Genomic DNA, 22,395 nt, shown 5'->3' with positions numbered 1-22,395 from the left:
CCGCCGCCCGGCGGGAGGAGCGGGGAGGGGAGGGGATCAGGCGCCGGTGGCGCTGCCCTTGACCCACTCCGACCAGCTCATGTTCCAGCCGTTGAGGCCGTTGTCCGGGGCGATCGTCTTGTCGTCGGAGTTCTTGACGACGACCACGTCACCGACCTGGGAGTTGGTGAAGAACCAGGAGCCCGGCGTGTTCGGGTCGTTCGCGCCCTGAACGTCCTTGAGGCCCACGCAGCCGTGGCTGGTGTTCTCGTTGCCGAAGACGCCGCCGCCCCAGTAGCTGCCGTGGATGAAGGTGCCGGAGGTGGACAGGCGCATGGCGTGCGGGACGTCCGGGATGTCGTACTCGCCCTTGCCGTCGCCCTTGGTGAAGCCGACGGTCGAGCCGTCCATGCGGGTCTCCTTGAACTTCTCGGAGATCACCATCCTGCCGTTGTACGTCGGGTTGGACGGGCTGCCCGCCGAGATCGGGATGGTCTTGATGACCTTGCCGTCCCGGACGACGGTCATCTGGTGGGTCTTGGCGTCGACCGTGGAGACCTGGGAGTGACCGATCTGGAACTTGACCGTCTTGTTCTGGATGCCCTTGATGCCCGGGGCCGCCTCGACCTTGTCGAGGCTCATCTTCAGGGTGACCTCGGAGTTCGCCTTCCAGTAGTCCTCCGGGCGGAAGTCGAGGCGCTGGTCGTTGAACCAGTGGCCGACGACCTTCTGGCCGCTGCTGGAGGTGACCTCCAGGTGGGACTGGACGGCCTTCCGGTCCTTGATCGGCTTGTCGAAGTTGATCGACACCGGCATGCCGACGCCGACGGTCGAGCCGTCCTCAGGGGTGAAGGAGCCGATGAAGCTGTTGTTCGGCGAGACGGTGGAGAAGGACGAGTTGGACACGGCCTTGCGGCCCTCGCTGTCCTTCGCCTCGGCGACGATCTGGTACTTGGTCGAGCGCTCGAGGTTCTTCTTCGGCAGCCAGGACTTCTTGTCCGCCGACAGCTCGCCCTCGACCGGGCTCTGCTTGCCCGACTTCTCGTCGACCGACGTCATCTTGACGCCGACGAGCTCGCCGTCACTGACGGTGACCTTGGCCTCGTCCGCGGTGACACCGGCGTTGGCCGTCCCGGTCTTGGTCGCGATCTTGATCTGCGCCTTGGAGGCTTCCTTGGCGGCCGCAGCGTCGACCTTGCTCTGCGACTTGTCCTTGCCGCCGCCCTTGCCGTCGTCGCCGTCGCCGCCACCGCAGGCGGCGAGGGTGAGCACACCACCGAGCACGGCGGCCGCGGCCACCAGGCCCTTGCGGCGCTTGCCGTCCTTCATCACACGCATCTCCATCGCTCTGGACCCTCTGGACCCCGACATCCCCGAACCGGACCGCGGAGGCGCCTCCGCCCCTCGGTTCCCCCGGCCACCGCCCGGAGCACCCTGCGGGCGCCCGGCCGTCCCGGTCATGCACTAGGGAACGCCCGACCCGAATCGCCCGTTCCACCATCGGGAAAAGTGTGGGGAAGACCACGCCAGTAAAGACCCTAGAGGCGCCCCCGCCCAAGCCGGGGTCCGCTCGGGAACTCCGGGCCCCGTACGGGTTCCGACGGGCCCACGGCTTCCCCATCACCCGTACGGGTCACTACCATCTGTTCGGTCCGGATCCGTTGACGGTCCATCGGGAACGCGCGGGTCCACGACGCCGCTCCATGAGCCGTGGTCAACTCCCTTGCCCCCGCTCGCCCCCGCCTTCGTCCCGAGCTCCGCCGAGGGGATGCGCCGTGACCGCACGCCGCCCGCTGCGCCCGCTACTGACCGCCGTCGCCGCCGGAGCGCTGCTGTGCGCGGGCTGGCTGGTGCCGAACGCCCACGCGGCCCCGGAACACCCCTCGCCGCCCGCGCGGCACACCGTGCCGGAAAAGGCACGGGACGCCGCGGCCGGCACCCGGCTCGCGGACACGGGAAGCGTGGACACCACGCCGTACGTCCTCGGCGGCCTCGGTTTCGTCGCGGCGGGCGGGGCACTGGTGGCCGTCGCCGCACGCCGGTCGCGCACGGCGTACGGCAACTGACCCCAGGGCGTGTCCGAGGCAACCGCCCGCTCAGCCCAGCGGCCCGGTCTCCCGCTCCGCGGCCTCGACGAGCTTCCCGGAGCGGACGAACGCCTCGGCGGCCGCCAGGTCGGGGGCGAGGAACCGGTCCTCCCCCGGCCCCTCCACACCCGCCCCGCGCACCGCGCGCAGCACGGCGGCGGTGGCCGGGGACGGCGTCAGGCCGGTGCGCAGCTCCACGGCGCGCGTGGCGGCGACCAGTTCGACGGCGACGACGCGGGCCAGCGCGTCCAGGGCCGTGCGCAGCTTGCGCGCCGCCGACCAGCCCATGGAGACGTGGTCCTCCTGCATGGCGGAGGACGGGATCGAGTCCACGGAGGCGGGCACGGCGAGCCGCTTCATCTCGCTGACCAGGGCGGCCTGCGTGTACTGGGCGATCATCAGGCCGGAGTCGACGCCCGGGTCGCCCGCGAGGAACGGCGGCAGGCCGTGCGAGCGGTTCTTGTCGAGCAGCCGGTCGGTGCGGCGCTCGGCGATCGAGGCGAGGTCGGCGGCGGCGATGGCGAGGAAGTCGAGGACGTACGCGACGGGCGCGCCATGGAAGTTGCCGTTGGACTCGACGCGGCCGTCGGGCAGGACGACGGGGTTGTCCACGGCGGAGGCGAGCTCGCGGTCCGCGACCAGGCGGGCGTGCGCGAGGGTGTCGCGCCCGGCGCCCGCGACCTGGGGCGCGCAGCGGATCGAGTACGCGTCCTGGACGCGCGGCGCCTCGTCCTGGTGATGGCCGGTGAGGCCCGAACCGGCCAGCACGGCCAGCATGTTGGCGGCGCTGGTCCCCTGGCCCGGGTGCGGGCGGATGGCGTGCAGCTCGGGGGCGAGGACCTTCTCGGAGCCGAGCAGCGCCTCCAGGGAGAGCGCGGCGGTGATGTCGGCGGAGGTGATCAGCCGGGCGAGGTCGGCGCAGGCCATGACGAGCATGCCGAGCATGCCGTCGGTGCCGTTGAGCAGCGCGAGCCCCTCCTTCTCGCGGAGCTCGACGGGCTCGATGCGGTGCGCGGCGAGCAGCTCCGCGGCGGGGCGGACGGTGCCGTCCGGGCCCTCCGCCTCGCCCTCGCCCATGAGCGTGAGCGCGCAGTGCGAGAGCGGCGCGAGGTCGCCGGAGCAGCCGAGGGAGCCGTACTCGTGGACGACGGGGGTGATCCCGGCGTTGAGCAGGGCGGCCATCGTCTCGATGACGAGCGGGCGGACGCCGGTGTGCCCCGAGGCGAGGGTCTTCAGCCGCAGGAACATCAGGGCGCGGACGACCTCGCGCTCCACGCGGGGGCCCATGCCGGCCGCGTGCGAGCGGACGATGTTGCGCTGGAGCTGGGCGCGCAGCTCGGGGCTGATGTGGCGGACGGCGAGGGCGCCGAAGCCGGTGGAGACGCCGTAGACGGGATCCGGCTTGGCGGCCAGGTCCTCGATGACCCGGCGGGAGGCGGCCACGGCGGCGAGGGCCTCGTCGGACACGACGACGCGGGCGCCGTGGCGTGCCACGGCGATTACGTCGTCCGCGGTCGTCCCGGACGTGCCCACCACCACTTCGCCCTGCATCTGCATATCCATATTCAGGCACCCTAGAGACTGAATCGCCACCTGTCACTAGGTGAGTTTGTGTTCAGTGCAACGCCGTGGTGGGGGGAGTTGTGCCCCTGTCCCGCCCTTTCACCGTTTCTCGCCGGGCTCCGCCCGGAACCACCCTTCGGGTGGTGTCCTCAAACGCCGGACGGGCTGAATTCGCGCCCGGGCGCGGAAACCAGCCCGTCTGGGGGTTGCCCCCTCCGGGGAGCTTGAGGACGAACGCGGCGCAGCCGCGTTGCCCCGCGCGGGAGCGCAAGAAACGGTGAAAGGGCGGGACCGGGGCACAACTCACCCCCGCCGCCCGCGGAAGCGGCGCCGCTCCGCCGCCGCCGGCCGCGGCGGACGATCGGCGAGCCGGACCACCGGATCCGCGAGCCCCCCGTCCCGCCCCGCGACGACCGGCTTGCGCGACCCCGCCGCCTTCGCCCGGTACTGCGCCGCGTCCGCGAGCCGGAAGAGCCGCCGGGCGCTGCGCACCTCGCCGATCGGATCGCCCGTCGACGCGATGCCGCACGCGACGCCCTCGCCGAGCTCCAACCGCCCGGCGGACAGGCAGAGTTCCTCGGCCGCGCGCACCACCTCGTCCGCCGGCGGGCCGACGCTCAGCAGACAGAACTCGTCCCCGCCCAGGCGCGCCGCCAGCGCGCCCGGCAGCCGGGCGCCGCACAGCGACAGCAGCGAGCCGAAGCGCTCCAGCAGCCGGTCGCCCTGCGCGTGCCCGAGGGTGTCGTTGACCCGCTTGAGCCCGTTGAGGTCGCACACCACGAGGCTGACGACCACGCCCTCCGCCAGGTGCCGTTCCACCGCCTCGTCCAGCCGCGCGTCGACGGCGCGGCGGTTGCCGAGACCGGTCAGCGGATCCGTATAGGCCAGCCTGCGGACCTCCTCCAGCCGCTCCGTCTGGACGATGCCCGCCGCCGTGACCGCGGCCAGGACCGTGGCGAAGTCCGCGTCCTTGCGGTCGAAGACCGGCGCGCCCTCCGGCCGCGCCACGTACAGCTCGCCCCAGGCCCGCCCGTGCAGCACGATCGGCGCGATGACGCAGCTGCTGCGGCGGTGGCGCCGGAGGGAGGCGACGCGGTGGCCCGTGTACACCGCGCACTCGTCGGGCCCGTCCGCCCGCTCCACCCAGGCGTGCGGCCGCCCGCCCACCCACTCCTCGTGCAGGAACTCGGCGATCTCCGGGAAGTTGTGCACCGGGTACGACTCGTCGGCCGGCAGCCGCTCCTCGTCCTCGTCCAGCTCCCCCGCGTTGACGAGCACCCGCAGCCGGCCGCGCTCGCGCTCCCACACCGAGACCGCGGCGAAGCTGCCGCGCAGGGCGCGCAGCGCGCCCTCCGCCGCGGCCGCGACGCCGCCCGGCAGGTCCGGTTCGGCCGCCATCGCCTGGGCCAGCGCCACCACCGCGGAGAGGCGGTCGTCGTGCTCCCCGTCGTCCACCACCCGAGCCTCACATTCCCCGCCGTGCGCGGCGGCCCTCGCACCTCCAGCGTAGGAACGCCGCGCGCTTTCCGCTGGCCGAGCCGGACGTGCTGTCAGAGGCCGGGCCAGTCGGGGGTGCGCTTCTCGTTGAACGCCGCGACGCCCTCGGCGCGGTCGGCGGAGAAGGCGACCGAACGCCAGGCGGCGTCCTCGACCTCCAGCCCGGCCCGCAGGTCGAGGCCGTGCCCCACCCGCAGGGCCCGCTTGGCCGCGCGCAGCCCGACGGGCGAGTGCGCGGCGATCCGGGCGGCCAGCGCGAGCGCCTCCTCCCGGTCGCGCCCCGCGGGCACGACCCGGTCCACCAGCCCCAACTCCCGGGCCTCCGCCGCCTCCACGCGCCGGGCACTGAAGATGATCTCGGCCGCGCGGGCCGCGCCGACACGGCGCGGCAGCAGCTGGGTGCCGCCACCGCCGGGGATCACACCGACGGACACCTCGGGCAGGCCGACCACGGCCGTCTCGTCCGCCACGATCAGATCGCAGGAGAGCGCGAGCTCGTACCCGCCGCCGAGGGCGAAGCCGTGCACGGCGGCGATCGCGGGCACCGGCAGCTCCAGGACGCCGGTGTAGGCGGCGCGGGCATGCGGGCGCTGACGCGCGAGGTCGGCGTCGGTGAAGGAGTTGCGCTCCTTGAGATCGGCTCCGACGCAGAACGCCCGCTCGTTCGTGGAGGTGAGGACGACGGCGCGGACGGCGGTGTCGGCGGCGAGCGCGGCGGTCGCCTCGGCGATGGCGCGGCCCATGGCCGTGGAGACGGCGTTCATGGCCTTCGGCCGGTCGAGGACGAGCTCGGCGACGCGGCCGCCTTCGTGCCGGCGGACGGCCACCCACTCGCCGTGGCGCTGCTCTTGCTGGTGCTGCTGCTCGCTCACGATCGGTTCGTCCTCCCGGTGCTGCGCTGCGAATGAACCGATCATGCACGGGGACGCGGCGCTTAGCCATACCCGGGTGGGGTGCCCCGGTCCCTCCCCCGGAGGGGCGGGGGCACACTCACCCCCGCCGCGTCAGCAGCCACGGCTCCACCACACCCAGCCCCCGCACCGGCCGCTGCCACATCGGCTGGAGCGCAAACCGGTACGTACCCTCCCCCGGCTCCCCCGCACCCACCTCCGCCTCCGACTTCGGCGCGTCCCCGTTCCGCGCCAGCTCCTCCGCCAGCGCGCTGTCGACCAGGACCGCGTCCTTCGGCGCTATCGAAGTGAGCCGGCTCGCGAGGTTGACGGTCGTGCCGAAGACGTCGCCCATCCGCGTCGTCACCGTCCCGAACGCGATGCCGACCCGCAGCTCCGGCATGGTCTCGTCGTGGCCGAGCGTCTCGATCAGCCGCAGGCCGATCTCGGCCGCGGTCCCCGCGTCGTCGGCCGCGTACAGGACCTCGTCACCCAGCGTCTTGATGAGACGGCCGCCGTGCGCGGCGACCAGATCCGCGGCCGTGGTCTCGAACGCCTCGACCAGCTCGCCGAGTTCCTCCTCCTCCAGCCGCCGCGTGAGCCGGGTGAAGCCCACCAGGTCGGCGAAGCCGACGGCGAGGCGCCGGTCGACCATCTCCGCGTCGTCCTGGGCCTGGACGACCCGGCCCGTCGCCGCGGCGAGCTGACGGCGCCAGACGTAGACGAGGAACTCCTCCAGCTCGGGCAGGAGCAGTTCGACCAGCGGGTAGGTGATCTCCGCCCGGGTCAGGCCCGGTTCCTGAGGCTCGGTCAGGCCCTCCAGGAAGGAGTCGATCTGCCAGTCGGCGAGCCGGGCGGTGGTCTGCCCGGTGGAGCGGGCGACCTGCACGGCCATGGGCTCGCTGAGCAGCCCCGCCTCGACCAGGCCCGCGAGCCGCCGCAGCGCGAGGACGTCCGCCTCGGTGAGCGCCTTGGCCTGGCCGATGTCGGCGAAGCCCATGGCGCGCCAGAAGCGGGCGGCCAGGTCCATGGAGACGCCCGCCGCGCGGGCGGCCTGGAAGGGCGTGTACCGCCGCTCCGCGCCGAGGATCAGCGCCTCCAGACGGAGTGCGAGAGGGTCTCCCTCCTCGTCGCCCGCGTCGAATTCCTCCGGGACCTTCTCCGGTTCAACGGGACGGAGGGCCTCCCCGTCCTCGGCGGTCACCGCCCGCCCCCTGTCCGATCCGTGCGCACTGCCCTGCCGATCGCTCGCCCGCTTTCCGGGCACAACGATACGGCAGGTGTGCCCTAGCTCACTCTCCCGACGGCGCCGATGCCTCCGTCGGCCCGGACGAAGCGGGACGGAGGTGGACGATGTCCCCGGCGCCCACCGGCTCCTGCACCCCGTCCCCGGTCGCGAGGACCAGCCGCCCGTCCCCGTCCACGGCCACCGCCTCGCCGACCAGCGCGCGGTCGCCGGGCAGTTCGGCCCGTACGGTGCGGCCGAGGGTGGCGCAGCCGGCCGCGTACGCCTCCTGCAGCCGGCTGGGCCCGGGGTCGCCGCCGGCGTCGCGCCAGCGGAGGTACCACTCCTCCAGGGAGCGGAGCACGGCGCGCAGCAGCGGGTCGCGGTCGAGGACGGCGGCGCCCGCGAGGGCCAGGGAGCCGGCGGTGGGGACGGGCAGTTCGGCGGCGCGCAGCGAGACGTTGAGGCCGATGCCCACGACGACGGAGTCCCCGGCGCGCTCGGCGAGGATGCCGCCGGCCTTGCGCTCCTGCCCGTCAACAGTGACCAGCAGGTCGTTGGGCCACTTCAGGGCGGTGTCCACGCCGGCGGCACGGGAGAGCGCGGTCGCGGTGGCGACGCCGGCGAGCAGCGGCAGCCAGCCCCAGCGGGCGACGGGCACGCCGGGCCCCGGGGTGAGCCGGACGGAGAGGAAGAGGCCGGAGCGGGCGGGGGCGGACCAGGTGCGGTCCAGCCGGCCGCGCCCGGCGGACTGCTCCTCGGCGACGAGCACGGCGCCCTCGGGCCCGTCGGCCGCGACGAGGTCGGTGTTGGTGGAACCGGTGCGCTCGACCACGTCCAGGGAGGTCCACAGGCCGCCGGGCCGCAGCAGCGCGCGGCGCAGCCCGGTGGCGTTGAGCGGGGGCCGGTCCAGGTCGGACCAGCGGCCGCGGTTGTCGGGGGAGGGCGTCATGACAGCCACCCTAGAAGGGCCGCGGGTGTGGCCAACGACGCACTGCCGGAACGCATCCCCGCCGATACGCTACGACCCGGTAGCCCCACGGCGGGACCGCCCGTTGCAGGACAGCCATCGCCCAGCCCAGGACGAGCAGGAGCCGCAGCCCGATGTCCGAGACAGCCACCGCCCCCGGCTCCGAGGGGGCCGACATCCACACCACCGCGGGCAAACTCGCGGATCTCCGGCGCAGGATCGACGAGGCCACGCACGCCGGTTCGGCCCGGGCGGTGGAGAAGCAGCACGCCAAGGGAAAGCTGACGGCCCGTGAGCGGATCGAGCTGCTGCTGGACGAGGGCTCGTTCGTCGAGCTCGACGAGTTCGCCCGGCACCGGTCGACCAGCTTCGGCATGGAGAAGAACCGCCCGTACGGGGACGGCGTCGTCACCGGCTACGGCACGGTCGACGGCCGCACGGTGGCCGTGTTCTCGCAGGACTTCACCGTGCTCGGCGGCTCGCTGGGCGAGGTCTTCGGCCAGAAGATCATGAAGGTGATGGACTTCGCGCTGAAGACGGGCTGTCCGGTCGTCGGCATCAACGACTCCGGCGGCGCCCGCATCCAGGAGGGCGTGATGGCCCTCGGCATGTACGGCGAGATCTTCCGCCGCAACACCCATGCCTCGGGCGTCATTCCGCAGATCTCGCTGGTCGTCGGCCCCTGCGCGGGCGGCGCGGTCTACTCGCCCGCGATCACCGACTTCACGGTGATGGTGGACCAGACCTCGCACATGTTCATCACCGGCCCGGACGTCATCAAGACGGTCACCGGCGAGGACGTCGGCTTCGAGGAGCTCGGCGGGGCGCGCACCCACAACGCGACCTCCGGCGTCGCCCACCACATGGCGGGGGACGAGAAGGAGGCGATCGAGTACGTCAAGGCGCTGCTGTCGTACCTGCCGTCCAACAACCTCTCCGAGCCGCCCTCCTACCCCGAGGAGGCCGACCTGGAGATCTCGGACGCCGATCTCGAACTGGACGTGCTGATCCCGGACTCGGCGAACCAGCCGTACGACATGCACACGGCCATCGAACACGTCCTGGACGACGGCGAGTTCCTGGAGACCCAGGCCCTGTTCGCGCCGAACATGCTCACCGGCTTCGGCCGCGTCGAGGGCCACCCGGTGGGCGTCGTCGCCAACCAGCCGATGCAGTTCGCCGGTTGCCTGGACATCGACGCCAGCGAGAAGGCCGCCCGCTTCGTGCGCACCTGCGACGCGTTCAACGTCCCGGTGCTGACCTTCGTCGACGTCCCCGGCTTCCTGCCGGGCGTGGACCAGGAGTACGGCGGCATCATCCGGCGCGGCGCCAAGCTGATCTACGCATACGCGGAGGCCACGGTCCCGCTGATCACGGTGATCACCCGCAAGGCGTTCGGCGGCGCCTACGACGTCATGGGCTCCAAGCACCTGGGCGCGGACCTCAACCTGGCCTGGCCGACCGCCCAGATCGCGGTCATGGGCGCCCAGGGCGCGGTCAACGTCCTGCACCGCCGGGCGCTCGCGGCGGCCACGTCGGACGAGGAGCGCGAGGAGCTGCGCGCCCGGCTGATCGCGGACTACGAGGACGCGCTGCTCACCCCCTACACGGCGGCCGAGCGCGGCTACGTGGACGCGGTGGTCCTGCCCTCGGAGACCCGCCGCCACATCGTCCGCGGACTGCGGGCGCTGCGGGACAAGCGCGAGGTCCTGCCGCCGAAGAAGCACGGGAACATTCCGCTGTAGCGATCGGTCATCACGGAGGGGGCCGATACCGATGGACGCGCACGGCGGAGAGAAGGAGCACCTGGTGATCAAGGTCGTACGCGGCAACCCCACGCCCGAGGAGCTGGCCGCCGCGCTGGCGGTGGTGCAGGCCCGCGCTGCCGCGCGCGCGGCCGCCGCCGGGCCCGGGGACGAGGCGCTGCGCCCGGAGTGGGCCAGCCCGGCCCGGCGGGCCCGCAACGCGCGGGCGCACGCGCCGGGCCCGCGGGCCTGGCGCACGTCCTACTGGCCGGCGTAGCGCCGGGAGAGCCGTGTCACACCGCGCCTGAGTACCCGTACTCAGGCCGTCCGGCCCTGCCCGGCGGACCATGGGGGTGTGCTCTGGTCCGACCCGTCCGACAAACCCCCCGACGAGCTGCGCGAGGCCCAGGCCATGCTCCGGCGGGCGGGCCTGGTGCTCGCCGTCGGGATGGTCCTGCTCTTCCTCGTCCTGGGCATTCCCTGATCGCACAGGTACCCCACAGGCACCTCACAGGTTCCCCTCCGCCGCAACCGCAACTGTCCGTTTTCGCATCTTCCCCGGTGAATTGCTGCGAACCGGGGAGTTACGTCATGAACAAGCCCGTGCGACATGTGGCGCTCTTCAGCGGACTGCTGGTGCTGTCGCTGCTGGTCAGAAGCACATGGCTGCAGTTTGCCCAGGCCGACGAGCTCGCCAACAACGACCACAACCGCAGAGTGAAGATCAACACTTATGCGCAGCCGCGCGGCGACATCGTCGTCGGCGGCGACCCGGTCACGGGCTCCACGCCCACCACGGGCAGCGACCTGAAGTACAAGCGCACGTACAAGAACGGGCCGATGTACGCCCCGATCACCGGCTACACCTCGCAGATCTACGGCAGCAACCAACTGGAGTACGTCTACAACAAGTTCCTCACCGGCACCGACGACAAGCTCTTCCTCCAGCACGCCACCGACATGCTCAGCGGGAAGAAGCCCCAGGGCGGGGATGTGGTCACCACCATCGACCCGAAGGCCCAGAAGGCCGCCTACGAGGGGCTCGCCAAGTACAAGGGCGCGGCGGTCGCGATCGATCCCTCCACGGGCAGGGTCCTCGCCCTGGCCTCGACGCCCTCGTACGACCCCTCGGTCTTCTCCGGGGAGAGCTCCAAGGACCAGAAGGCCTGGGAGAAGCTGGAGAAGGACAAGGACAAGCCGCTCTCCAACCGGGCGATCAAGGAGCTCTACCCCTCCGGCTCCACCTTCAAGATCCTCACCGCCGCGGCCGCCATCGACCACGGCCTCTACACGGACATCAACGCCCCCACGGACTCCCCGTACCCGTGGAACCTCCCCGACACCGTGACCCCCATGAAGAACGAGAACGAGAGCGCGCCCTGCCGCAACGCCTCGCTCAAGGTCGCGATGCAGTACTCCTGCAACAACGTCTTCGCCAAGATCGCGGCCGAGTTGGGCCAGGACAAGATGCGCGAGACCGCGGAGAAGTTCGGCTTCGACAAGGACGTCTTCATGCCCGTCTCGGTCGTCAAGAGCGTCTACCCGAGCAAGCTCAACCGCCCGCAGACCGCGCTCACCGGCATCGGCCAGGGCGACCTGCGGGCCACCCCGTTCCAGATCGCCATGATGACCGCCGCCATCGCCAACGACGGCAAGCTGATGAAGCCGACCCTGGTGGACAAGCTGCGCGGCCCGGACCTGTCCACGGTCGAGCAGACCAAGCCCGAGACCATGGACCAGGCCGTCTCCCCCGAGACCGCGAAGAAGCTCCAGGAGATGATGGAGTTCACGGCCAAGGAGGGCACCGGCAAGGCGGCGCTGATCGACGGCACCACCGTCGGCGCCAAGACCGGCACCGCGCAGCACGGCGTGAACAACGACAAGATCCCGTACGCCTGGTTCGTCTCCTACGCCAAGCAGGCCGACGGCTCCCCGGTGGCGGTGGCGGTCTTCATCGACCCGGAGGGCTCGGGCGTCGACCGCGACGACGTCTCCGGCGGCGGCCTCGCCGGCCCGATCGCGAAGAAGATCATGCAGGCGGTGCTCGCCAAGTAGGCCACGTACGCTGGCCCCCATGACCGCAACGCCTGCCCGCCGCCTCGTCCTCGCCTCCCAGTCCCCGGCCCGCCTCGGCCTGCTGCGCCAGGCCGGGCTCGCGCCGGAGGTGATCGTGAGCGGGGTGGACGAGGACGCGCTCACCGCCGCGGACCCGGCGGCGCTGGCGCTGGTGCTGGCCGAGGCGAAGGCCGCGGCCGTGGCCGCCCGGCCGGAGGCGGCGGGCGCGCTGGTCGTCGGCTGCGACTCGGTGCTGGAGCTGGACGGGCAGGCTCTGGGCAAGCCGGCGGACGCCGAGGACGCCACGGCCCGCTGGAAGTCCATGCGGGGCCGTTCGGGAGTGCTGCGGACCGGCCACTGTGTGATCGACACGGCGACCGGACGCCGCACCTCCGCGACGGCCTCGACCACGGTCCGCTTCGGTGAGCCGACCGATGCCGAGATCGCCGCCTACGTGGCCTCCGGCGAACCGCTGTACGTCGCCGGGGCCTTCACGCTGGACGGCCGCTCCGCCCCCTTTGTCGAGGGCATCGACGGCGATCCGGGAAACGTGATCGGCCTGTCGCTGCCCCTGCTCCGCAGGCTGCTGGCGGAGCTCGGGACCACGATCACCGATCTGTGGGCGTAACGCCCGAACCGCGGGTGTGCGCGGCGGTCAGAGGGGCAGCTTGCTGGCGACCTGGCCGACCTGCTTGAGCTGGCCGAGCTCGTTGAGCTGCTTGAGCTTGCCGAGCTCGTTGACGGCGTCCGGGTAGAGGCTGGTGGGGGGCGCCTTGGGCGGGGTCATCCCCTTCGGCGGCGTCATGCCCTTGGGCGGGGTCACGGCCTGCGGCGGGGCGGCGGTCGTGGACGGCGCGGCGGCGGACCCCTTCGGCGCGGCGGGGCGTCCCTTCGCCGGAGCGGCGTGCCCCTTCGCGGGAGCGGCGGGGTGCCCCTTCATGGGCGTCATGCGGCCCTTCCCCGTGGTCGTCGCCGCCGGGGTGCCGGCCTCGGGCGGGGCGGTGACGTCCCCGGCGCTCGCCGTGGGCGACTTCGGCTGCGGCAGGGGCAGGGGCGCTGCGGAGGCGGTGGCGGCGGAGGTCACGGAGAGGGCGGCCCCGGCCAGGGCGGCGGCCGCTGCGATGCGCTTGATCATGACTTCTTCAACGATGTCACTCCATATCGGTCACCCTTCCCATCGGCTCCGGGAATCCCGCCCTCCCCTGGAACACCCCAGGATTCGCACGGACTTCGGGCCACACCCGGGTACGTACGAATGACCGCGCCCGGACACCCCCCGTACTCCCGCACCCCACCGACCAGTTGACCCCCCGCTCCCGCCCGCCCCTCCCATACCGGCTGGTAACCGACCCCTCCGCGGACCCGTCCCGCCACGCGCTACCGCAAACTTTCCTTCACCCGTTCGTAGGTTCCCCACAAAGATTCCGCCCCCTTGCTCCCCGAAGATCACCGAGACCTTGGCCACACCCAAGCCCCGGCGGCGCCGGGGCAGGGGCGGCGTACCGTGGGAGAGCAGGGAACTTCGGTCCGCGCGGGTGATGCGTCTCACCCTCCGTGTGGGCAAGGTCACCCTGGACGTCGGGTCGGCACGGAGTGTCGCCAGTACCTAAACTCACCTTGTTTCAAGGAGGGAGCCATCGTGCGCAAGGTGCTCATCGCCAATCGTGGCGAAATCGCTGTCCGCGTTGCTCGTGCGTGCCGGGACGCCGGGATCGCAAGTGTGGCGGTCTACGCGGATCCGGACCGGGACGCCGTGCATGTCCGGGTGGCGGATGAGGCGTATGCGCTGGGTGGTGACACTCCTGCGACCAGCTATCTCGACATGGCCAAGGTGCTGGCCGCCGCGGCCGAGTCCGGGGCGGACGCGATCCACCCCGGTTACGGCTTCCTCTCCGAGAACGCCGAGTTCGCGCAGGCCGTCATCGACGCCGGGCTGACCTGGATCGGCCCGCCGCCGCAGGCCATCCGCGACCTGGGCGACAAGGTGGCGGCCCGTCACATCGCCCAGCGCGCCGGCGCCCCGCTGGTGGCCGGCACCGCCGACCCCGTCTCCGGGGCCGAGGAGGTCGTCGCCTTCGCCGAGGAGCACGGCCTGCCGATCGCCATCAAGGCCGCCTTCGGCGGCGGCGGACGCGGCCTGAAGGTCGCCCGCACGCTCGAAGAGGTCCCGGAGCTGTACGAGTCGGCCGTCCGCGAGGCCGTCGCCGCCTTCGGCCGCGGCGAGTGCTTCGTCGAGCGCTACCTCGACCGCCCCCGGCACGTCGAGACCCAGTGCCTGGCCGACAAGCACGGCAACGTCGTGGTGGTCTCCACCCGCGACTGCTCCCTCCAGCGCCGCCACCAGAAGCTCGTCGAGGAGGCCCCCGCGCCGTTCCTGAGCGACAAGCAGAACGCCGAGCTGTACCGCGCCTCCAAGGCCATCCTGCGCGAGGCCGGCTACGAGGGCGCCGGTACCTGCGAGTTCCTCGTCGGCCAGGACGGCACGATCTCCTTCCTGGAGGTCAACACCCGCCTCCAGGTGGAGCACCCGGTCACCGAGGAGGTCACCGGCATCGACCTGGTCCGCGAGATGTTCCGCATCGCCGACGGCGAGGAGCTCGGCTACGAGGACCCGGCGCTGCGCGGTCACTCCTTCGAGTTCCGCATCAACGGCGAGGACCCGGGCCGCAACTTCCTGCCGGCCCCCGGCACCGTCACCCGCTTCGAGCCGCCCACCGGCCCGGGCGTCCGCCTGGACGCCGGCGTGGAGTCCGGCAGCGTCATCGGCCCCGCCTGGGACTCCCTCCTCGCCAAGCTGATCGTCACCGGCGCCACCCGTGAGCAGGCCCTCCAGCGCGCCGCCCGCGCGCTGGGCGAGTTCCGCGTCGAGGGCATGGCCACGGCCATCCCCTTCCACCGCGCCGTGGTCACCGACCCCGCCTTCGCCCCCGCCGAGGGCCCGTTCCACGTCCACACCCGCTGGATCGAGACGGAGTTCACCAACACCATCGAGCCCTTCGCGGGCGCCGCGGCGGAGGACGACGAGGAGGCCCCCGGCCGCGAGACCGTCGTCGTCGAGGTCGGCGGCAAGCGCCTGGAGGTCTCCCTCCCGTCCTCGCTCGGCATGACCATCGCCCGCACCGCCGCGGCCGGCGGCGCCCGCCCCAAGCGCCGCGCGGCGAAGAAGAGCGCCTCGGCCGCCTCGGGCGACGCGCTGACCTCGCCGATGCAGGGCACGATCGTCAAGGTCGCGGTCGAGGAGGGCCAGGCCGTGGAGGCCGGCGACCTCATCGTGGTCCTGGAGGCCATGAAGATGGAGCAGCCGCTCAACGCGCACCGCTCCGGCACGATCAAGGGCATCACCGCCGAGATCGGCGCCTCCGTCTCCTCCGGCGCCGTCATCTGCGAGATCAAGGACTGACGCCCGCGTCATGCCGCACGGGCCCCGGCCGACCACGGCCGGGGCCCTCGGTGTTGATGGCATCCTTGAACGGGGAGCGAGCGGGAGGACGGAGGCTCATGACGACGACGCCGCCCAGGCCGATGCGCGCGGACGCCCGGCGCAACTACGAGCGGCTGCTCACCGAGGCCCGCACGGCCTTCACCGAGCACGGCACGGACGCCTCGCTGGAGGACATCGCCCGCCGCGCGGGCGTCGGCATCGGCACGCTCTACCGGCACTTCCCGCACCGCACGGCCCTGATGTGCGCGGTCTTCCAGGGCGAGGTGGACGGCCTGCTGACCCGCTCCCGCGAGCTCCTCGCCGCCGAGGAGCCCTGCCGGGCCCTGGTCGACTGGCTCCGCGCCGTCATCGCCCACGCCGCGACCTACCGCGGCCTGTCCCGGGCCCTGATGGCGGCCCAGAGCGACGAGGCGTCGGCCCTGGCCCGCTGCAACGTGCCGATGCGCGAGGCGGGCAGCACCCTGCTGGCCCGCGCCCAGCGGGCGGGCACGGTCCGCCCCGACGTGGGCATCACCGACCTGATGCAGCTGACGAACGCGATCGCCCTGGCCGTCGAAGAGGCACCGGGCGACCCGGAGTTGGGCGACCGGCTGCTGAGGCTGACGCTGGAGGGCATGAAGCCGCAGCGTGTGCTGTGACGGGGGGTTTCTCCCCGCCCCGCCCTAAACCGTTTTCACAGGGGCTGCGCCCCTGCGCGACCCCACAGGGGGCTTCGCCCCCTGGACCCCGAAGCGCCCTCCGGGCGCTGTCCTCAAGCGCCGGACGGGCTGAATCAGCCCGTCTGGCGCTTGAGGAACGGTGAAAGGGCGGGGCAGGGGCAGAATCACCGCCTCCGCGGCGCCAGATCCGCCACCCGCGCCGCCGCCCCCTGCGCCCCCTCCAACGGCACAGCCCCCCGCAACTGCCCACCCGGCGGACCACCCCGCTCCGGCCCGGGATAACCCTGACCGTGCGGCCCGGGCGGACGACCGTCGCCCATCGGGTGCCCCCGCCGCTGCCCGGGCAGCGGCGCCACGTCCCGCCGCCGCGGCGGCGGTACCTCGCCGTGCGCGGCGGCACCGGCCCCCGGGCCCGACCCCGCGCCGGGCCCCGCGACCGAGATGTGCACGCCCTGATCGGCGAGCGCCTGGAGCTCCGTGGCCGCGCGGTCGTCGTGCCCCGGCGGCTCATCGGTCACGAGTCTCGTGATGACATCGGTCGGCACCGTCTGGAACATCGTGTCGGTGCCGAGCTTCGTATGGTCCGCGAGGACCACCACCTCCGCCGCGGCCTGCACCAGCGCCCGGTCCACGCTCGCGGAGAGCATGTTGGACGTGGAGAGCCCGCGCTCGGCGGTCAGACCGCTCCCGGACAGGAACGCCCGGGAGACCCGCAGCCCTTGGAGCGACTGCTCGGCACCGCTGCCGACCAGCGCGTAGTTGGAGCCCCGGAGCGTACCGCCGGTCATCACGACCTCGACCCGGTTGGCATGGGCCAACGCCTGGGCGACGAGCAGGGAGTTGGTCACCACGGTGAGCCCCGGGACCCGCGCGAGCCGGCGGGCCAGCTCCTGCGTGGTCGTACCGGCGCCCACGACGACGGCCTCGCCCTCCTCGACGAAGCTCGCCGCGAGATCGGCGATGGCCGTCTTCTCCGCGGTCGCTAGATGGGATTTCTGCGGGAAGCCGGACTCCCTGGTGAAACCACCCGGCAACACCGCACCGCCGTGCCGGCGGTCGAGCAGTCCTTCCGCTTCGAGGGCCCGCACGTCACGCCGTACGGTCACTTCGGAGGTCTGGACGACGCGGGCGAGCTCACGGAGCGAGACCGCCCCGTTGGCGCGCACCATTTCGAGGATCAATTGACGACGTTCTGCAGCGAACACGAAACCGACAGTAACGCCAACGACCATCTGTTTTCAGCAGGTTGCTTCAATTAACGGAAGTTGTTCGCTGCGCAACCCAAGAAGTGGTATAGGGAACCGGAAGGAGAGCCACCCCATCCGGCCCCCCACGCCTCAACTCTCCCTCTGCGCCTTCCTGGTGTGCAGCTGTCGCGCCACCTCTGCGACAGACCCGGACAAGGAGGGATACACCGTGAACGCGTTCGCGATCTGTTCGACGGTCAGATTGTTGTCGACCGCGATCGAGATCGGATGAATCAGCTCACTGGCCCGCGGCGCAACGACCACACCACCCACGACGATGCCGGTCCCGGGCCGACAGAACATCTTTACGAATCCGTCCCGGATTCCCTGCATCTTCGCGCGAGGATTACGCAGCAACGGCAGCTTGACGACCCGTGCGTCAATCAGCCCCTTGCCCACGTCCGCCTGGGAATACCCGACCGTGGCAATCTCCGGATCCGTAAACACGTTCGCGGATACAGCCTTGAGATTGAGCGGCGCGACCGCATCGCCCAGGAAGTGGTACATCGCGATCCGCCCCTGCATCGCGGCAACGGACGCCAGCGCCAGCACACCGGTGCAGTCACCAGCGGCGTAGACACCCGGGGCACTCGTCCGCGACACCTTGTCCGTCCAGATGTGCCCCGACTCCGTCAGCCGGACCCCGGACTCCTCCAGACCCATCCCCGAGGTGTTCGGGATGGACCCCACCGCCATCAGACAGTGCGTCCCGCTGATGACCCGCCCATCGGCCAAGGTCACCTCCACCCGGTCGCCGACCCGCTTGGCGGCGGCCGCCCGCGAGCGCGACATGACATTCATCCCGCGCCGCCGGAAGACGTCCTCCAGCACCGCGGCCGCGTCCGGGTCCTCGCCCGGCAGCACGCGATCACGCGACGACACCAGCGTCACCTCGGACCCCAGCGCCTGATAGGCACCCGCGAACTCGGCACCGGTGACACCGGACCCGACCACGATGAGCTCCTCCGGAAGCTCCTCCAGGTCGTACACCTGCGTCCAGTTCAGGATCCGCTCGCCGTCCGGCAGCGCGTCCGGAATCTCCCGCGGATGCGCCCCGGTGGCCACCAGCACGGCATCGGCAACGAGCGTCTCTTCCGTCCCGTCGGCCACCCGCACAACAACCCGACGGGTGCCATCGGCGAAACGCTCGGCATCCAGCCGCCCACGCCCCCGCAGCACCCGCCCACCGGCCCGGGTCACGGACGCCGTGATGTCGTGCGACTGCGCCAGCGCAAGCCGCTTGACCCGTCGATTCACCTTCCCCAGATCCACCCCGATGACGGTGCCGTCCTCCCGGACCCCGTCCTCGACGGTGATCCCCAGCTCCTCGTACGACGAGTCGAAGGAGGTCATCACCTCAGCCGTCGCTATGAGCGTCTTCGAGGGCACGCAGTCGGTCAGCACCGACGCCCCGCCCAGACCGTCGCAGTCGACGACGGTCACCTCCGCACCGAGCTGCGCGGCGACGAGCGCCGCCTCATAGCCGCCGGGTCCGCCACCGATGATCACGATCCGAGTCACGTACTCCATTGTCCCGCACCCATCAAAGCGACTCCTCTCGGGTCCTCCCCCACTCCGCCCGGCGCACGTCGCGCCCCGCACTCCCTTCGAGCCTGCCATCCCAAATGCGGTCCCGCCTCACTCCCGTACCCTCAGAACCATGTCGCTCTACGCCGCGTACGCCGGCAACCTCGATGCGCGGCTGATGACGCGCCGCGCCCCCCATTCGCCGCTGCGCGGCACGGGCTGGCTCGCCGACTGGCGCCTGACCTTCGGCGGGGAGCAGATGGGCTGGGAGGGCGCCCTGGCCACCGTGGTGGAGGAACCCCACTCGCAGGTCTTCGTGGCCCTCTACGACATCGCCCCGATGGACGAGGAGTCGATGGACCGCTGGGAAGGGGTGGGCCTCGGCATCTACCGCCGCCTCCGCGTACGCGTCCACACCCTGGACGGCGAGGAGACGGCCTGGACCTACGTCCTCAACGGCTACGAGGGCGGCCTCCCCTCCGCCCGCTACCTGGGCGAGATCGCCGACGCGGCCGAATCCGCGGGCGCCCCCCACGACTACGTCATGGAGCTCCGCAAGCGCCCCTGCTAGCCCATTCGTCACAACGCACGAGGCGATCGCCGCAGGACCGTAACCTGCCACATCTACGCGCGTAGGCCGCGACCGGTTACCCTCGTCCGCGTGAACGCATCAGTTACCCCCCAGGCCGACCCGTACGCCGCGGCCGACGCCGCCGCGGCCCGCCTCCGCGAGCTCACCGGCGCCGAGACCCACGACGTCGCCCTGGTGATGGGCTCCGGCTGGCTCCCCGCCACCGAGGCGCTCGGCACCCCCGAGGCCGAGTTCCCCGTCACCGAGCTCCCCGGCTTCTCCGCCGCCGCCGTCGCGGGCCACGCGGGCACCGTCCGCTCGTACAAGGTCAACGACAAGCGCGCACTGGTCTTCCTCGGCCGTACGCACTACTACGAGGGCCGCGGCGTCGCCGCCGTCGTCCACGGCGTGCGCAGCGCCGTCGCCGCCGGCTGCAAGACCGTCGTCCTGACCAACGGCTGCGGCGGTCTCCGCGACGGCATGCGCCCCGGCCAGCCGGTGCTGATCAGCGACCACCTGAACCTCACGGCGACCTCGCCGATCGTCGGCGCCAACTTCGTCGACCTCACCGACCTGTACTCGCAGCGCCTGCGCACCCTCTGCCAGGAGGTGGACCCCACCCTGGAGGAGGGCGTCTACGCGCAGTTCCCCGGCCCGCACTACGAGACCCCGGCCGAGGTCCGCATGGCCCGCACCCTCGGTGCGGACCTGGTGGGCATGTCCACCACCCTCGAGGCGATCGCCGCCCGTGAGGCCGGCGCCGAGGTCCTGGGCATCTCCCTGGTCACCAACCTCGCCGCGGGCATGACCGGCGAGCCGCTGAACCACGAGGAGGTCCTCCAGGCCGGCCGCGACTCGGCCGTCCAGATGGGCGCCCTCCTGGCCCAGGTGCTCCCGCGCCTGTAAGAAGCACCGCCCCGAGGCGCGCGTCCCCACGACCCCAGTGGCCCGACGCGCGCCTTCGGCACGTCTGCCCACCCACGCAACCCCATGCATCCGGCAGACGGCATACGGCCGAAGGGGGCGGGGCGGGACGGGGTCTGGAGAGGGCGTAAAGCGTTATTTGCGGCCAAGGACACGGCACCCATCCATAGGGCCCGCACGGCCGTAAATAATGCAGCCCCGGAAGACCCCGTCCCGCCCCGCCCCCGACCCACCACCACCCGCACCGCACCCCCAGACAACCTCCGGAGGAAACCCGTGGAGCAGGAGCGAGACCTCCTCGCCCGAGCCCGGACCTGGCTCGCCGAGGACCCCGACCCCGAGACCCGCGCAGAGCTCGCCGCCCTCATCGACGCGGAGAACCTGCCCGAACTCACGACCCGCTTCGCCGGCACCCTCCAGTTCGGCACCGCCGGCCTCCGCGGCGAGATCGGCGCCGGCCCGATGCGCATGAACCGCACGGTCGTCATCCGCGCCGCGGCGGGCCTGGCCGCCTACCTCAAGAAGCAGGGCCACGCGGGCGGCACCGTCGTCATCGGCTACGACGCCCGCCACAAGAGCGCGGACTTCGCCCGCGACACCGCCGCGGTCATGGTCGGCGCCGGCCTCAAGGCGGCGGTCCTCCCCCGCCCCCTGCCCACCCCCGTCCTCGCCTTCGCGATCCGCCACCTCGGCGCCGTCGCCGGCGTCGAGGTCACGGCCAGCCACAACCCGCCCCGCGACAACGGCTACAAGGTCTACCTGGGCGACGGCTCCCAGATCGTCCCCCCGGCCGACGCGGGCATCGCCGCCGAGATCGCCGCGATCGGGAGCCTCCACGACGTCCCCCGCCCCGAGGCAGGCTGGGAAACCCTCCGCGACACCGTCCTGGACGCCTACCTGGAGCGCACCGACGCCGTCCTGACCAACGGCTCGGCCCGCGACGTCGGCGTCGTCTACACGCCCATGCACGGCGTCGGCCGCACCGTCCTCACCGCCGCCTTCGAGCGCGCCGGCTTCCCGGCCCCCCTCGTCGTCGCCGAACAGGCCGACCCGGACCCGGACTTCCCGACCGTCGCCTTCCCCAACCCCGAAGAGCCCGGCGCGATGGACCTCTCCTTCGCCACGGCCCGCGACGCGGCCGCCCGGGGCGAGGCGCCGGACATCATCATCGCCAACGACCCGGACGCCGACCGCTGCGCCGTGGCCGTCCCCGACCCCGACAACGTCGAGGGCTGGCGCATGCTCCGCGGCGACGAGGTGGGCGCCCTCCTCGCCGAACACCTCGTCCACAAGAACGCCGCAGGCACCTTCGCAACCACCATCGTCTCCTCCTCCCTCCTCTCCCGCATCGCCGCGGCGAGCACCGGCACCCCCTACGAGGAGACCCTCACCGGCTTCAAGTGGCTGGCCCGGGTGGACGGCCTGCGCTACGCCTACGAGGAGGCGCTGGGCTACTGCGTCGACCCCGAGGGCGTCCGCGACAAGGACGGCATCACCGCCGCCCTCCTCGTCGCCGAACTGGCCGCCGAGCTCAAGGAGAAGGGCCGCACCCTCTCCGACCTCCTCGACGACCTCGCCGTCGAGCACGGCCTCCACGCCACGGACCAGCTCTCGGTCCGCGTCGAGGACCTCTCCCTGATCGCCGCGGCCATGCGCCGCCTCCGCGAGCAGCCCCCGACGGTCCTGGCGGGCCTCCAGGTGACGACCGCCGACGACCTCGCCAAGGGCTCGGAGTCCCTCCCCCCGACGGACGGCCTGCGCTACCACCTCTCCGGCAACGAGGCGGGCACGGTCTCCGCCGCCCGCGTCATCGTCCGCCCCAGCGGCACCGAGCCCAAGCTCAAGTGCTACCTGGAGGCAGTCGTCCCGGTCGCCTCGTCCGCGGCCCTGACCGACGCCCGCACCCACGCGGCGGAGGTCCTGGCCTCGATCAAGACGGACCTGGCCCGGGCCGCGGGGATCTGATCCGCGGCACCCCCTGGAGGCCCCGTTCCCGGTCGCGCCGGGTGCGGGG

Annotated in this window: 20 protein-coding genes; 11 read left to right on the top strand and 9 right to left on the bottom strand. The window is 72.4% G+C overall.

What is annotated here, in order from left to right; all coding sequences use genetic code 11:
- Positions 1 to 36: 36 nt before the first annotated feature.
- A complete protein-coding gene (locus AB8735_RS23370) occupies positions 37 to 1,323 on the bottom strand; it encodes an Ig-like domain-containing protein (protein WP_372409128.1) in 1,287 nt (428 codons plus the stop codon).
- Between the two features lie 431 nt (positions 1,324 to 1,754).
- On the opposite strand from AB8735_RS23370, the gene AB8735_RS23365 reads away from it, so the two are divergent.
- Positions 1,755 to 2,045, top strand: coding sequence for a hypothetical protein (locus tag AB8735_RS23365; protein WP_344024540.1), 291 nt, complete (start codon positions 1,755 to 1,757; stop codon positions 2,043 to 2,045).
- Positions 2,046 to 2,075: 30 nt separating this feature from the next.
- Here the strand turns inward: AB8735_RS23365 and hutH are convergent, their stop codons facing one another.
- The 5 genes from hutH to AB8735_RS23340 form a co-directional block, all read right to left on the bottom strand.
- Complete coding sequence (gene hutH / locus AB8735_RS23360; protein ID WP_372411901.1) at positions 2,076 to 3,623, bottom strand: histidine ammonia-lyase; 1,548 nt, start codon at positions 3,621 to 3,623, stop codon at positions 2,076 to 2,078.
- A gap of 309 nt (positions 3,624 to 3,932) precedes the next feature.
- Complete coding sequence (locus AB8735_RS23355) at positions 3,933 to 5,027, bottom strand: GGDEF domain-containing protein (RefSeq protein ID WP_344024829.1); 1,095 nt, start codon at positions 5,025 to 5,027, stop codon at positions 3,933 to 3,935.
- A gap of 152 nt (positions 5,028 to 5,179) precedes the next feature.
- A complete protein-coding gene (locus AB8735_RS23350) occupies positions 5,180 to 6,043 on the bottom strand; it encodes an enoyl-CoA hydratase/isomerase family protein (RefSeq protein ID WP_372409126.1) in 864 nt (287 codons plus the stop codon).
- Between the two features lie 73 nt (positions 6,044 to 6,116).
- Positions 6,117 to 7,220: an adenylate/guanylate cyclase domain-containing protein gene (locus AB8735_RS23345; protein WP_344024546.1), complete on the bottom strand. Its 1,104-nt coding sequence runs from the start codon at positions 7,218 to 7,220 to the stop codon at positions 6,117 to 6,119.
- An 88-nt stretch (positions 7,221 to 7,308) separates the two neighbouring features.
- Positions 7,309 to 8,193 carry a biotin--[acetyl-CoA-carboxylase] ligase gene (locus tag AB8735_RS23340; RefSeq protein ID WP_344024548.1) on the bottom strand — a complete coding sequence of 295 codons (885 nt, stop codon included), beginning with the start codon at positions 8,191 to 8,193 and terminating at the stop codon, positions 7,309 to 7,311.
- A 152-nt stretch (positions 8,194 to 8,345) separates the two neighbouring features.
- Between AB8735_RS23340 and AB8735_RS23335 the strand changes: the two genes are divergently transcribed.
- From AB8735_RS23335 to AB8735_RS23315, 5 genes are all read left to right on the top strand, one after another.
- Positions 8,346 to 9,956 (top strand): acyl-CoA carboxylase subunit beta, encoded by a 1,611-nt coding sequence (locus AB8735_RS23335; protein WP_344024550.1) that lies wholly within the window; start codon positions 8,346 to 8,348, stop codon positions 9,954 to 9,956.
- 64 nt (positions 9,957 to 10,020) lie between these two features.
- On the top strand, positions 10,021 to 10,233 hold the full coding sequence (locus tag AB8735_RS23330; RefSeq protein ID WP_344024831.1) for an acyl-CoA carboxylase epsilon subunit: 213 nt from the start codon (positions 10,021 to 10,023) through the stop codon (positions 10,231 to 10,233).
- A 78-nt stretch (positions 10,234 to 10,311) separates the two neighbouring features.
- Positions 10,312 to 10,440, top strand: a complete 129-nt coding sequence (gene mmpB, locus AB8735_RS23325; protein ID WP_344024552.1) for a morphogenic membrane protein MmpB — start codon at positions 10,312 to 10,314, stop codon at positions 10,438 to 10,440.
- 107 nt (positions 10,441 to 10,547) lie between these two features.
- Positions 10,548 to 12,011, top strand: coding sequence for a peptidoglycan D,D-transpeptidase FtsI family protein (locus AB8735_RS23320; protein WP_372409125.1), 1,464 nt, complete (start codon positions 10,548 to 10,550; stop codon positions 12,009 to 12,011).
- 19 nt (positions 12,012 to 12,030) lie between these two features.
- Positions 12,031 to 12,639 carry a Maf family protein gene (locus tag AB8735_RS23315; protein WP_344024556.1) on the top strand — a complete coding sequence of 203 codons (609 nt, stop codon included), beginning with the start codon at positions 12,031 to 12,033 and terminating at the stop codon, positions 12,637 to 12,639.
- Between the two features lie 27 nt (positions 12,640 to 12,666).
- Here AB8735_RS23315 and AB8735_RS23310 read toward each other — a convergent pair whose 3' ends face one another.
- Positions 12,667 to 13,146, bottom strand: coding sequence for a hypothetical protein (locus AB8735_RS23310; RefSeq protein ID WP_372409124.1), 480 nt, complete (start codon positions 13,144 to 13,146; stop codon positions 12,667 to 12,669).
- A gap of 504 nt (positions 13,147 to 13,650) precedes the next feature.
- On the opposite strand from AB8735_RS23310, the gene AB8735_RS23305 reads away from it, so the two are divergent.
- A complete protein-coding gene (locus AB8735_RS23305; RefSeq protein WP_372409122.1) occupies positions 13,651 to 15,411 on the top strand; it encodes a biotin carboxylase N-terminal domain-containing protein in 1,761 nt (586 codons plus the stop codon).
- Between the two features lie 122 nt (positions 15,412 to 15,533).
- Complete coding sequence (locus AB8735_RS23300) at positions 15,534 to 16,091, top strand: helix-turn-helix domain-containing protein (protein ID WP_344024833.1); 558 nt, start codon at positions 15,534 to 15,536, stop codon at positions 16,089 to 16,091.
- A gap of 185 nt (positions 16,092 to 16,276) precedes the next feature.
- Here the strand turns inward: AB8735_RS23300 and AB8735_RS23295 are convergent, their stop codons facing one another.
- Positions 16,277 to 17,281 (bottom strand): DeoR/GlpR family DNA-binding transcription regulator, encoded by a 1,005-nt coding sequence (locus AB8735_RS23295; protein ID WP_372411900.1) that lies wholly within the window; start codon positions 17,279 to 17,281, stop codon positions 16,277 to 16,279.
- A 168-nt stretch (positions 17,282 to 17,449) separates the two neighbouring features.
- Positions 17,450 to 18,889: an NAD(P)H-quinone dehydrogenase gene (locus tag AB8735_RS23290; RefSeq protein ID WP_372409121.1), complete on the bottom strand. Its 1,440-nt coding sequence runs from the start codon at positions 18,887 to 18,889 to the stop codon at positions 17,450 to 17,452.
- 130 nt (positions 18,890 to 19,019) lie between these two features.
- Between AB8735_RS23290 and AB8735_RS23285 the strand changes: the two genes are divergently transcribed.
- The 3 genes from AB8735_RS23285 to AB8735_RS23275 all read left to right on the top strand — a co-directional run bounded on the left by AB8735_RS23285 (position 19,020) and on the right by AB8735_RS23275 (position 22,346).
- Complete coding sequence (locus tag AB8735_RS23285; protein ID WP_372409119.1) at positions 19,020 to 19,457, top strand: gamma-glutamylcyclotransferase; 438 nt, start codon at positions 19,020 to 19,022, stop codon at positions 19,455 to 19,457.
- Between the two features lie 90 nt (positions 19,458 to 19,547).
- Positions 19,548 to 20,363 (top strand): purine-nucleoside phosphorylase, encoded by an 816-nt coding sequence (locus AB8735_RS23280; RefSeq protein ID WP_344024566.1) that lies wholly within the window; start codon positions 19,548 to 19,550, stop codon positions 20,361 to 20,363.
- 294 nt (positions 20,364 to 20,657) lie between these two features.
- Positions 20,658 to 22,346 carry a phospho-sugar mutase gene (locus AB8735_RS23275; RefSeq protein WP_372409116.1) on the top strand — a complete coding sequence of 563 codons (1,689 nt, stop codon included), beginning with the start codon at positions 20,658 to 20,660 and terminating at the stop codon, positions 22,344 to 22,346.
- The last annotated feature ends 49 nt before the right edge of the window (positions 22,347 to 22,395 follow it).

The sequence above is a fragment of the Streptomyces luteireticuli genome, from assembly GCF_041519305.1.
GTDB lineage: Bacteria > Actinomycetota > Actinomycetes > Streptomycetales > Streptomycetaceae > Streptomyces > Streptomyces luteireticuli.
The sequence above is the reverse complement of the archived record's forward strand: the minus strand, read 5'-3'. Positions and strand labels throughout refer to the sequence as shown.